Origin of the sequence: Campylobacter porcelli (assembly GCF_002139855.1) — a bacterium.
GTDB classification, from domain to species: domain Bacteria; phylum Campylobacterota; class Campylobacteria; order Campylobacterales; family Campylobacteraceae; genus Campylobacter; species Campylobacter porcelli.
Genome location: NZ_CP018789.1, coordinates 776,709 through 790,367, shown reverse-complemented (window position 1 = coordinate 790,367; position 13,659 = coordinate 776,709). Strand labels below are relative to the sequence as shown.

The window sequence follows — 13,659 nt, the reverse complement described above, 5'->3', positions numbered from 1 at the left end:
TAAAAATATTAATCTACTTTTTCATACTACCTGTTTTATTAAATCTATCATGCCAGCTTAAAGCTTCGCTTAAAATATGTGGAGTATGACCTGGCTTTGGCTGAGCGCACGCTCTATCGAAGTAGTCTTGTAGCATATCTCTATAATCTGGATGAGCTATAGCTATCATCTTTTGCGCTCTCTGTCTTGGACTACAACCTCTTAAATCAGCATATCCATACTCAGTTACAACCACCATAGTATCATGCTCAGTGTGATCAATATGGCTTACAAATGGCACGATTGCAGATATTGCTCCACCCTTTGCTACTGAAGGGGTTAAGAATAGAGATAGATAGCCATTTCTAGCAAAGTCGCCACTACCGCCAATTCCATTCATCATCTGCGTTCCCATAACATTTGTTGAGTTGATATTGCCATATATATCAGCTTCTAGCATACCATTCATAGCTACAACTCCAAGGCGTCTTACTAATTCTGGGCTATTTGATATCTCTTGTGGGCGAAGAATTATATGCTCTTTATAGAAATCAACATTTTTTCTAAATTCCTCTACCGCAGTTGGGCTAAGTGAGAGAGCTGAAGCTGAGGCTAGATCAACGGTGCCGTCTTTTACAAGATCTAGCATACCATCTTGGATAACTTCTGAGTAGCACTCAAGCCCTTTATATCCAGCCTTGCTAAGAGCAGCTAAAACAGCATTAGCTACATTGCCAATACCGCTTTGAAGTGGCAATAATTTGCCTTTTGGTAATCTACCAGCCGCCTCTTCAGCAGCAAAAAATTTAGCTACATTATCCCCAATTGCTATTGATACTTCATCAAGCGGAGTAAAGCTATTTAGCCTATCATCAGTAGAGCTTAATACCACAGCTACAACCTTATCAAAATCCACGCTCATATATGGAGTTCCTATGCGATCTCTAGCAGTTTTAAGCGGGATTGGCTCACGAAATGGCGGCTTTGCTTGGACATAAATATCATGGAAGCCCTCAAGCTCTTTTGGCTGATTGATATTTAGCTCTAATATAACCTTTTTAGCAGCGTTTAGCCAAGCTTGGTTATTGCCTACTGATGTAGTAGGGATTAATTTACCATCTTCTGTAATGCCTGAAATTTCAATAACTGCAAAATCCATATCACCAAAATATCCACACTCCACTTGCCACGCAAGAGATGATAAATGCACATCAAGATACCTAGTCTCACCTGAGTTAATGCGACCTCTCATACTTGGGTCTGTATTAAATGGAGTTCTAAACTCAACACAATTAGCCTTAGCCAAAATACCATCTAAATCCACATCAGTGCTAGCACCTGAATATATACTAATTTTATACTCATTTCCAGCGGCATGTAATTTTTGCGCTCTATTGGCAATTGCAATTGGAACATACAAAGGACTTCCAGCACCGACAAATCCGCTAAATCCGATTTGAGATTTATGCGGGATAAGGGCTGCTGCTTCATCAGCTTTGATAACCTTAGATAAATATCTAGCATCTTTGATACGACTAGTATCATTTATAGTATTGTCAATCATTTTTATCCTTTAATTAAAATTTGACTTGATTATAAGCAAAATTTCTATAATTTCTCTTATAATATTAATAGTAGAAATTTATTTTAAGCCAAATTTAATATTTAAATCGATGGCTTTGCCATACCAGCTTCGACTAAAAAGCAGCTTGGTTGATACTGAACTTTTCTTATCTTATCATACTTAGCATAGCTTAGCACTAATTCATCTTTTGCCCTTGTAACAGCTACATAAAATAGCCTTCTTTCCTCTTCTATATCACTCATTAATTTTGAATTTGGAAATCTACCTTGAGCTAAATCCACCACAAAAACAAGATTAAACTCAAGCCCCTTACTAGCATGAATAGTAAGTAAATTTACCCCTTCGCCTTGGCTCATTTCGCTCTTGCCTAAGGTTAGAAAATTATAAAAATTATCAATATTATTATGGCGGTTGCTAATCTCTAAAAGCACATTAGCCTTTGATATTATACGCTCCATTGCGTTATGTTTTAGCTCATTATCTATATTACCACTTTTTAGCGTTGCTCTTTTGGTTGCTAAAATATCAACTATTATATTGTAAATTTTAGATTTTATTATCGTGTTTATAATCTCATTTGAGCTACTATTTTTATCTAGATTAAGGATTAAATTTCTAAGCTCATATAAAAATATTGCACCATTTTGATTTAAATTTGAGTAATTTAAAATAGGAGATGCCATAAATTCATCATCAAATCCAAGATCACAAAATCTATTTGAAGGTATAAATTCACTAAAATCATCAAACAATCCAAGCTGGTAATTGTGCTTTTTAGTAGAGAGTTTTACACTATTTTTATCTGGATTTCTAAGACCTTTTATTATGCTTCCATGACCTGCTGAGCTTATAATGTCAAAAAGCTCTTTAGCGTGAGCATTACCCACACCCTTAGCATACTCTAATATATGGATAAATGCCATAATATCCCTAGGATTTACCAAAATTGCCACTAGATCAATGAGTGCTTTTATCTCACGAGACTCAAAAAAGCTAATCCCGCCCTTTCTTTTACAGCTTATGCCAAGCTCTTTTAATGCTATCTCTAAGCCATCTGCACTTGAGTTATTACGAAAGATTATGGCGATATCATTTTTATTATATCTGCTATCTGAGATTAGCTGTGCTACAGAGCTATACTGGATAAAAAGCTCATCATAAGTAAGCAAAATTGGGGGTTTGAACTCCCCTTGACGCCCTACTTTAAGGGATTTTGGATATAGGCGTGGGTTGTTAGAAATTACCCTATTTGCTAAGGCTAGGATTTTAGCACTTGAGCGGTAATTTATATTCAAAGAAAACATATTAGAATCTAAATATCTATCTTTAAAGCTACCAATAATCCCTATATTTGCCCCATTAAAAGCGTAAATGCTTTGGTCAAAATCCCCTACACAAAATAGACTTTTAGTATTAAAAGCATCTATTAATGAGCCTTGAAGGGAATTTGTATCTTGATACTCATCAACTAAAATTTCATCAAAATAAATTCTAGCCCCCTTTTTTAGCTCATTTTTCATCTTGATTAATAGATCGTTAAAATCAGCATAATTAAAATTTGCCTTAGTCTCTTCAAACTCACGCAAAATATCATCGTAAATTTCAGCAAATTCGGCCTGATCTGGGTAGTTTAAGCTAAACCAATCTACAAAGCTCTCATCATTAACACAGCTATTACAAAACAAAGAGTATATATCATACAAATACGCCCCGCTATAGCCCTTAATATCGCTAATTCTGTGGAATTGCCTTCTATCTGTAATGCTCTTTAATAGCGTCTTTAGCTCACTAGGCTGCTTTAAGATCACCCCTTTATCAAGAGTTTTTAGGAGTAAATTTGAAACTGAATGAAATGTCCCAGCTGTGATTTGCGATATTGTGGAGCTATCAAAATAACGCTCCAATCTCTCTATCATCTCGCTAGCGGCTTTATTGGTAAATGTTAATAATAAAATTTTATTAGCTTTTATGCCTGAATTTAGAAGGTGAGCTATCCTAGCTACTATTGTGCTAGTTTTGCCAGTTCCTGCACTTGCTATAATGAGATTATGCCCCATAGGTGCTGTAGCGGCTCTATACTGCTCTTTATTTAGCTTTGAAAGTGGCATTTACTTAGCCTTATTTGAGCGATTAATTGCTCTTATATGGGCTTCATAAGTAGAGCTAAATATATGAGCTCCTGTGCTCTTATCTCTTACGAAATATAGATAATTTGTCTTTTTAGGAAAAATTGCTGCCTTAATCGCATCAAAGCTGACATTACAAACCGCATTTGGCGGAAGACCAGCATATTTATAGGTATTATATCTTGAGTTGTCATTAGCTATTCTTTGTGGTGTTATCTTCTCGTGAGAGTGTAGATCATAATTTAGCGTCCCGTCCATCTGTAGTTTCATTCCGATTTTTAACCTATTATATATAACTGAGGCTACAATAGGCATTTCATCTTTATTTGCGGCCTCTTTTTGCACTACTGATGCTATGGTTATAAACTCATACCACCGCCTCTCATCCCACTGCCCAAATATCTTTTTGCTTAGGTTTTCGTGCTGTTTTTTTGAGATATTTATAAGGTAATAAACTAGATGAGCCTCGCTAATTCCAACTGGAATTTTATATGTTTCAGGGACTAAAAACCCCTCTTTAATTGGCGAATTTGCTAGATAATTCCTCATTAATTCATCATAATTTAAGCCAAATTTCTTAGAAATATCATAGAAAAAATATGCCGTAGTCTCTCCAGGAATTAAAGTAATATCTCTCATAGCAGCCTTAGCTGTAGTAAGCTTGTATAAAAAGTCAAATTTGCTAAGAGTGGTCTTACCGATATCTATCCAGCCAGATTGCGGAAATCCCATTAAAACCAAAATGTATTTATCAAATCCATCAACCTTAAAATTTAGTTTAGCTAAATAGGATATAATTTCACCTACGCTTCCTTGTGGCAAATATACGACCTTACTTGTATTCATTGTTTGGGATAGTGATGCGAAAATCGTTAGGAAAAATATGAATAAAATTTCACATATTATATTTAAAAATCGCCTTTTAATGCTGTTTTTAACGCTAATTATAGCCATCTTTGCCCTTTTTATATGGTTAAAAATCGGAATTAAAATAGAATCTTTGGATTTTAACCGATTTAAAATTTCGCAATTATATATAAAATTAGATAACAAAATTACACTAAGAGCAAAAAATATAGATATTTTCCCATCTGATGATAAGCAAAATAGCCAAAAATCATCACTTCAGATTATACATTATGCTAAATGGATTGATATGCTATTTGATAAAATAGAGCTAGAAAACATATCAATTGGTAAGCAAAAATCATACTTCATCTATACAGATAATAAATTTAATCTTGATAGCAAAAAAATCTATATAAACGCACATTTAGCTAGGCAAAATAATAATCTAAATTTAGCCATAAATGAGATAAATATTAAGGATTTTAATACCACAATTAGCGGATATTTAAGGCTAAATTTCTATGATGATAAGCATAGTTTTAATGGCAAATTTAACTCATATGAGCTAAATGGGGATATAAATTTAAATATAGATAAAGATATTTTAAGCTATGAAATTTCAAATGTAAAAGCACCAACCATAGCTCAATTTATGGACGCTTTAGCTGGTGCAATAAGCCTAGATAGCGAGGTTAAAAATTGGATTTATGGATATATCATTGCTAGTGATTATAGGCTTGAGATTTTGCGTGGAGAGTTTAATCTTAAGAGTAATGACCCACTTATTTCTAAAATATATGGCAAAGCAAGTGCTAATATGCCAGTTGTCAAATTCCACCCAAATCTCCCAGCGGCAACTGCTAACTCTGTTATAATCACATTTGAAAACTCAAATTTGATATTTGATATCAAAGAGCCAGTTTATCAAGACCAAATAGCCGATATAGGACTTAGTATAAACAATCTAGATAAAAACTCAAATTTAATCTTAGATATTAGCACAAAATCTCTATATAATAGTAGTATCAACGATATACTAAAAGCCTATGATATAGGAATTCCAATATTACAAAATAGCGGATCTCTTGATACTAAATTGCGTCTTGATATAAACCTTAATAGCTCAAATCTTAAAGCTGATGGGGAGTTTATACTAGATGATAGCGTTATAGATATAGCAGGGGCTAAATTTAGCTCCAAACACGCCAAAATAATTCTAAAAGATAATAAAATCACAATCCAAGACGCACATATACAAAATGATATTTTTGATTCTAATTTCACTGCTTTGATAGATGCTAGTAGCAAAGTAGCGCAATTTAATACCAAATTTAACTCACTGAAAATTCCAAATCTACTTGATATTAAAGATTTAGATGATAATATCACTTTAGAATTTGCTAGCGATACTATAATTAGCTCAAAAGCCCTAGGCTATAGTATAAATTTAAATCAGCCAATAAAAATAGATATCCCTAGCATTTCCCCGCTTAAGCCATATTCTAAGCTGATAAATGACCTAAACATAACCAAAGCCAATATATCAATCATAACTGATGATTTTAGCAATATTACAGCTAGGGCAAGTGATGTAAATTTTAATTTACCAATCATAAATAAAAAAGATGAGAGCTACACTAAGGATAACTTCACCATACAAATTAGCGATGTTATAGATATTAAAAGCGATAGTGGAGTGATAAATGCAACCATTATAAATGATGAGATCAATCTATTTTTAAACTCAGCTAAAATTTCCATAGATTCAAAAGCGGCAAAAAGTAGCTTAGATACCAATATAAATTTCATAGCTAATAATACAGCCATAAATGCTACTGATATTAATAAAAGCGTTTTATTTGAGCATTTTAGCGGTAGCAAGAAAAAAGATGAGTTTAGATTTGACGGGGAATTTGATGGGGGATATATATCTTTAACTGAAGGGAAAGATATATTAAAAGCAAGGGGAAATGGCATATCAGCTCAAACCGTAAATGATATTTTAGACTTTAATAGCTTTAGTGAAGGTATATTTGGGATTAAACTAATAGGCAAAAGTAGTAAAAATTTTAAGGCTGATTTAGAGCTACAAAACACATATTTAAAAGATTATATAATCTACCAACAGCTCTTAACTTTCTTAAATTCCGTTCCATCTTTGCTTATATTTAAAGTTCCTGATTTTAATACCAAAGGTTTTAGTGTTAAAAATGGAAATATAAGAATTCAAAGAGTTGATGATAATCTTACCATACACGCCATAGATATAGAAGGAGCAAGTGCAGATATAGTAGGTAGCGGGAGTATAAATTTAAAAGATAATAGCCTAGATATAACCTTGGAGTTAAAACTCCTAAAAGACGCTAGTACCATAATAGATAAGATACCTTTGGTTAATCACATATTATTAGGCAAAGATAAAAGCATATCAACCATCATCGCCATAAAAGGGACAATAGATGAGCCAGATATTCAAACTCAAGTGATAAATGATGTCTTAAAAACCCCATTTAATATAATTAAAAATACACTAACCCTGCCCTTTGTGATATTTGAGTAGTGTTGGTTAAATTTAGTTAGTTATAATATTGATAAATCAAAAGGAGAATATATGCAAAAACATCAATTTCAAACACAAGTGAGCGATCTTTTAAATTTAATGATCCACTCACTCTACTCTAATAAAGAGATATTCTTAAGAGAGTTAATCTCAAATGCAAGCGATGCATTAGATAAGCTAAACTATCTAAGCCTAACTAATGATGAGTATAAATCGCTTGAGTATAGCCCTAGAATCGATATTAAACTAGATAAAGAGAGTAAGACCTTAATAATTACAGATAATGGTATAGGTATGGATGAAGATGACCTAATCAACAATCTAGGCACTATCGCAAGGAGCGGAACTAAAGGCTTCATAGAATCCATGAGCGGAGATGCGAAAAAAGATAGCTCTTTAATAGGTCAATTTGGGGTTGGATTTTACTCAGCATTTATGGTAGCTAACAAAATAGAAGTTATCAGTCGCAAAGCCCTAAGTAGCGATGCATATAAATGGAGTAGCGATACAAATGGATATGAAATTTCAAAATCCACGCTAGATAGCCACGGCACACAGATCACTCTATACCTTAATGATGATGAATTTACAGATAGTTTTAGAATAGAAAATATCATTACAAAATACTCAAATCACATTCCATATCCTATCTATATGGATAGAGATGAGTGGATAGCCCCACAAGATGAGAACAAAGAGGGCCATTATGAGAGCAAAAACTCTCAAATCAACAAAGCAAGCGCCCTATGGAGAATGAGTAAATCTACTTTAAAAGATAGCGATTACAATGACTTTTATAAGCAAATAAGCCACGATAGTAGCGATCCACTACTGCATATCCATACAAAAGCAGAGGGCAAAATAGAGTATTCTACCCTATTTTATATCCCATCAACTCAACCATTTGATCTATTTAGAGTAGATTATCAAAGCGGTGTAAAACTCTATGTTAAGCGTGTATTTATCACTGATGACGCTAAAGAGCTTCTACCACCATATCTTAGATTTGTGCGTGGGGTTATGGATGTAGAAGATATCCCATTAAATGTAAGCCGTGAAATCTTACAAGAGAATAAAATTCTAACCGCAGTCAAAGACCAAAGCGTCAAAAAAATCTTAAGCGAATTAGAAAAACTACTAAATAACGATAAAGAAAAATACTCCAAGCTCTACTCTCTTTTTGGTAATGTTATCAAAGAGGGCCTATATGGATTTAATGCTAATAAAGATAATATCTTAAATTTATGCCTATTTAAATCCACTCTAAACGACAAGCCAATCACGCTAAAAGAGTATAAAGCCGCAATGAAAGAAGATCAAAAATCGATATATTATATCAGCGGCCAAAATGAGAGTATGCTACGAAACTCACCACTTCTAGAAGGATTTAAATCCAAAGGGATAAATGTTCTAATCTGTGATGAAGAGATAGATACAATAGTCTTGCCTATGGTAAATGAGTATGACTCCACGCCATTTAAGAGCATAAATAGCTCTGATATAGATAGCGAGATAACTAGCAGTGAAATTTCAACTAGTGATGAAACAAACGCCCTAATAAGCAAAATAAAAGAGATCTTAAAAGATGAAGTCAAAGATGTCAAAATATCAAATCGCCTAAGCGACTCCGTAGCGTGCCTAATCTATGACAAAAACGACCCAGATTATGCTATGCAAACTTTATTAAAACAGATGGGTCAAGAAGCACCAAAAATCAAGCCAATCTTAGAGATCAATCCAAATCACGAAATCATCACCAAATTAGCTAATAACGAATTGATGATAAACGATGTTGCTATACTAATCCTAAATATGGCTAAAATCAGCGAAGGTATGAGCATAGAAAATCCAAGCGAATTTAGCTCTAAACTTGCTAAAATTATATCCAAAGCTCTATAAATTTACTCTGCCCTACTCTGGGCGGAGATACTCTATCAAACTGAAATTTATAAATAAATTTAATTATAATGTTACGATTATACACACTCAAACGATTTTTTTAAACAATTTTTATAATTTATCTTAAATTTAATAATAATTTACGCTAAAATTAAATTTCACAAAATTTTTATCGATAGGAGTCTATATGCAATGGACACAGATATATGATCCACTTGGCAATATATGGCTAAGTGCGTTGGTGGCGTTTTTGCCAATTTTATGTTTTTTGGTTTCGCTTTTAGTTTTTAAGCTAAAAGGCTATATGGCTGCTTTTTTAACAGTTATTTTGGCTTCTGTTTTGGCGTTATTTGTATATGATATGCCTTTTTCTCTCATCGGTGCTAGCTTCGTTCAAGGCTTCGCACAAGGTATGTGGCCGATCGCTTGGATCATCATCGCTGCGATATTCTTATACAAACTTTCAGTTAAATCTGGCTCATTTGAAGTTATCAAACAAAGCGTTATTAGCATCACTCCAGACCACAGAATTCAAGTTATCTTAATTGGATTTTGTTTTGGTTCATTCTTAGAAGGTGCTATCGGTTTTGGTGGCCCAGTTGCTATCACTGCTGCGCTTTTAGTTGGTCTTGGACTTAAGCCTTTATATGCTGCTGGATTGTGTCTGATAGCTAATACTGCTCCTGTTGCCTTTGGTGCTGTGGGTATTCCTATTATTGCGATGGCGAATTTGGTTGGTGTAGAACAATATGAAGTCTCAGCGATGGTTGGTAGAATGCTAGTTCCACTTAGCCTTACTGTTCCATTTTTCATTGTATTTTTAATGGATGGATTTAAAGGTGTTAAAGAGACATTTCCTGCAATTTTAGTAGCTGCAATTAGCTTTACTGCTACACAATTTATCAGCTCAAACTACCTTGGTGCCGAGCTTCCTGATATTGTTTCTGCTGTTGTATCCCTTATTTGTACTACTGCATTTTTGAAAATTTGGAAACCATCTAATATATTTAGACTTGATGACCAAACAGACTTTACAAGCAAAACCGAACTTAGTAACGGCCAAATATTCAAAGCTTGGCTACCATTTATCCTATTAATCGCTTGTATAATTCTATGGACTCAACCATGGTTTAAAGCGCTATTTGCTAAAGGCGGAATATTTGATTACACAGTTGTAACTCTAGCTGCTAACAATGTAGGCACAAGCATAGTTGATGCTACTGGTAAGGCTATTGGGTTAAATTTAAATATCAGCTTTGTAGGCCTTCAAGCTGGCACCGCTATATTACTAGCTGCTTTCTTATCAATTTGGTTTTTAAAAATCAAAGCCAACGATGCCGCAGATTGCTTCTGGGATACACTAAAAGAGATGGCGATTCCTTGTATTACAATCGGTCTTGTTGTATCATTTGCCTTTATCGCTAAAAACGCTGCTATGAGTACAACTCTAGGTCTTGCCTTTGCTCAAACTGGCGATGCTTTTGCCTTCTTTAGCCCTGTGATTGGCTAGATAGGCGTATTCTTAACAGGTTCGGATACAAGCTCAAATCTTCTATTTGGCCCACTTCAACAAGTTAGTGCTAGAGAGCTTGGTGTTGGCGAAGCACTATTTTTAGCAGCTAACTCTGTTGGTGGTGTCGTAGGTAAGATGATAAGCCCACAAAGTATCGCTATAGCGTGCGCTGCTGTTGGTTTAGTAGGTCGTGAGAGTGAGCTATTTAAATTCACACTTAAATACTCAGTTGCTTTCATTATCTTAATTGGTATTTGGACTTTAATCATCGCATTCTTTATGCAAGGAATTATCCCAGATATCGTACTTAAGGGTTAATATCTATGAGAAAAGTATATTTTTTCGCTACTTGCCTTGGTAGTGCTGCTATGCAAGATAGCGTTTTAAATGCTATTAAACTTCTACGCCGCCAGGGCGTGGAGGTGATTTTCAAAAAAAATCAAACCTGTTGCTCTCAACCATCTTTTAATAGCGGATATTTTGATGAGAGTAGAGCCGTAGCTATGCATAATATAAATTTATTTGATGAAGATATCCCGATTATCGTCCCTAGTGGCTCTTGCGCTGGTATGATGGGGCATGATTATTTAGAGCTTTTTGAAGGCAGTAGCGAATTTGACAAGGTTCAAAAATTCGCCGCTAGGGTATATGATCTAAGTCAATACTTAGATGAAATTCTAAAAGTAGATTACCAAGATAAAGGCGATAAAATCAAAGTCGCATGGCACTCTAATTGCCACGCTTTAAGAGTAGCTAAAAGCGTAGAATCTAGCAAAAATTTAATCCGCAAACTATCAAATGTAGAGTTAATCGAGCTTGAACATGAAGAGGAGTGCTGCGGATTTGGTGGGACATTCTCAATCAAAGAGAGCGATATCTCAAACGCAATGGCACTAGCCAAAATAGAAGATATCAAAAATACAGGTGCTAGCTACTTGATAAGTGGCGATGGTGGTTGCTTATTAAATATTTCAGGCACAATGAAACGAAATGGCGTAGATATCAAATGTCTTCATCTATATGATTTCTTGATTAAACGCTTAGAAGGAGTATCTCTATGAGTAAAAAAATGCCACACGAACAAATCGTAAAAATCAAACTTGGCGATACTCAATTAAGACAAAATCTCACAGTCGCTATGCACACCTTACAAAAAAACCGCCTAAATGTGATAAATGCGAAATTTAATAATTGGCAAGGATTAAGAGATAAGGCTAAAAAAGCTAAAAATAACGCCCTAATGTCTCTTAGCGATAGATTAATTGAATTCGAAAAAAATGCCACAAAAAACGGCATTAAAGTCCATTGGGCTAGCTCAGCTACTGATGCTTGTGAGATAATATATGAGTTAATGCGCCAAAACAATATCAAAAAGATATTAAAAGGCAAATCTATGGCTAGCGAAGAGATCGGCCTTAATCACTATCTAGCTAATAAGGGATTAAATGCTGTTGAGACTGACCTTGGTGAGCTAATAATACAATTAAATGATGAAGCACCAGTCCATATAGTCGTCCCAGCAATCCATAAAAATCGCAATGAAATAGGCAAAATTTTTCAAGAAAAATTAGGCTCAAATTTAGAAAGCGAACCAGAAAAACTAAATCAAATAGCTAGAAAACATTTAAGAGATCAGTTTGAAGGCTTAGAGATGGGGCTTAGTGGTGTGAATTTCGCTATGTCTAAAGAGGGCGCATTTTGGCTCATTGAAAATGAAGGAAATGGTAGAATGTGTACTACCGCTCCTAAAATCCATGTTGCACTTTGTGGGATTGAGAAGGTTATGGAGAGCTTTGAAGATGCTGCTACTATGGTTCATCTACTCACACCATCAGCCACGGGACAATTCATCCCTACATATAACAACATAATCACAGCCCCAAGAAATGATGAATTCGATGGGCCCAAAGAGGTTCATTTGATACTATTTGATCATCACAGAAGTGATATGCTAGCTCATCATGACTACTATGAGGCTCTTAGATGTATTAGATGTGGGGCGTGTATGAATTTCTGCCCTGTATATGACAAAATCGGCGGCCATAGCTATCAAACTATCTATCCAGGGCCTATTGGCGAAGTTATTAGCCCAAATATCTTTGGTATGGAAGCAACCGGTGACATACTTACATTTTGTTCGCTTTGTGGTAGATGTAGTGAGGTTTGCCCTGTTAGAATCCCGCTAGCTGATCTAATTAGAAAGCTAAGAGCAAATAAAGTTGGCCAAGGCAAAAATCCACCACTTAGCACGCAAAATAGCCATAAAAATAGAGCCGAAGCATTTGCGATGAAGCAGTTTGCTAAGATCGCTACAAATGGTGCTTTATGGAGATTTAGCCTTAGTAAAACTCATCTATTTAACTCAGTTTTACATAAATTCCAAAACTCAATCCCAGTTATAAAAAGCTGGAGCCAATACAAAGAGCTACCACAGATTAAAAAAGATCTATATAAAGAGCTTGAAAATATGGAAGGAGTTCGCTATGAATAGAATAGATGAAATTTCAGCTAAATCAAAAAATTTAATTCTTTCTCGCTTAAAAGATAGCTACAAAATCACAGGCCATGAATCCACTCCTAGCATAGATCCAGTAGAGCATATCCAAACTACAGATAATGCTCTTACTGAAATGAAGCAAAAAATGAGCGATAACAAATATATCGTCCATGAGTGCGAGCCATCAGCTCTAGAAGATACGATAAATGAGGTTGTAGCTAGCTATGGGTATAAAAAAATGATCTATGGAAGTGGGTTGAATTTAAATTTAGATAAGATTAAAGCTGATCAAAAAATCTGCTTCGATAAGCCTATAGAAGAGCTAAGAAGCGATGTATTTCATAGTGAGTTCTCTATAGTTCATGCCGAATACGGCGTCAGCTCTCATGGCGTAGCATTGCTAAAATCTAGCCAAGCTCAACCTAGAATGCTAAGTCTAGCTCCAAATCTTTGTATAGTTTTACTTAAAAAAGATAAAGTCAAAAACTCACTAGTAAGCGCTCTAAACGCTCTAAAAGTCGATCAAAACGGCAAATTACCAAGCAATATTTTATTTATCGCTGGGCCATCTAGGACAGCCGATATAGAGCTTATAACTGTTTTTGGCGTTCATGGCTCACAAAAAGCACATTTAATTTTATATTAAAATCG

General features: G+C 34.7%; 8 protein-coding genes and 1 pseudogene. 6 read left to right on the top strand and 3 right to left on the bottom strand.

Translation table 11 applies throughout. From position 1 onward, the window contains the following. Nucleotides 1-13: 13 nt before the first annotated feature. The 3 genes from CSUIS_RS04005 to mltG all read right to left on the bottom strand — a co-directional run bounded on the left by CSUIS_RS04005 (nt 14) and on the right by mltG (nt 4,683). A complete protein-coding gene (locus CSUIS_RS04005) occupies nt 14-1,543 on the bottom strand; it encodes a succinate CoA transferase (RefSeq protein ID WP_180380040.1) in 1,530 nt (509 codons plus the stop codon). 101 nt (nt 1,544-1,644) lie between these two features. Continuing rightward, a complete protein-coding gene (locus CSUIS_RS04000) occupies nt 1,645-3,672 on the bottom strand; it encodes an ATP-dependent helicase (protein ID WP_086297269.1) in 2,028 nt (675 codons plus the stop codon). Beyond that, nucleotides 3,673-4,683, bottom strand: a complete 1,011-nt coding sequence (gene mltG / locus CSUIS_RS03995; protein ID WP_418229003.1) for an endolytic transglycosylase MltG — start codon at nt 4,681-4,683, stop codon at nt 3,673-3,675. On the opposite strand from mltG, the gene CSUIS_RS03990 reads away from it, so the two are divergent. The 6 genes and pseudogenes from CSUIS_RS03990 to CSUIS_RS03965 all read left to right on the top strand — a co-directional run bounded on the left by CSUIS_RS03990 (nt 4,574) and on the right by CSUIS_RS03965 (nt 13,654). Next, a complete protein-coding gene (locus tag CSUIS_RS03990; RefSeq protein ID WP_152023643.1) occupies nt 4,574-7,099 on the top strand; it encodes a YhdP family protein in 2,526 nt (841 codons plus the stop codon). The genes mltG and CSUIS_RS03990 overlap by 110 nt on opposite strands. A gap of 51 nt (nt 7,100-7,150) precedes the next feature. After that, nucleotides 7,151-8,998, top strand: coding sequence for a molecular chaperone HtpG (gene htpG / locus CSUIS_RS03985; protein ID WP_086297266.1), 1,848 nt, complete (start codon nt 7,151-7,153; stop codon nt 8,996-8,998). 187 nt (nt 8,999-9,185) lie between these two features. After that, nucleotides 9,186-10,829 (top strand): annotated as a pseudogene (locus CSUIS_RS03980) (lactate permease LctP family transporter). A 5-nt stretch (nt 10,830-10,834) separates the two neighbouring features. Continuing rightward, the gene (locus CSUIS_RS03975) at nt 10,835-11,572 is read left to right on the top strand and encodes a (Fe-S)-binding protein (protein ID WP_086224419.1); all 738 of its coding nucleotides are present in this window, start codon (nt 10,835-10,837) and stop codon (nt 11,570-11,572) included. Next, a complete protein-coding gene (locus tag CSUIS_RS03970; protein WP_086297263.1) occupies nt 11,569-13,002 on the top strand; it encodes a LutB/LldF family L-lactate oxidation iron-sulfur protein in 1,434 nt (477 codons plus the stop codon). Before CSUIS_RS03975 ends, CSUIS_RS03970 begins: the two co-directional genes overlap by 4 nt. Further along, nucleotides 12,995-13,654, top strand: a complete 660-nt coding sequence (locus CSUIS_RS03965) for a LutC/YkgG family protein (RefSeq protein WP_086297260.1) — start codon at nt 12,995-12,997, stop codon at nt 13,652-13,654. The genes CSUIS_RS03970 and CSUIS_RS03965 overlap by 8 nt, the downstream gene beginning before the upstream one ends. Nucleotides 13,655-13,659 lie beyond the last annotated feature (5 nt).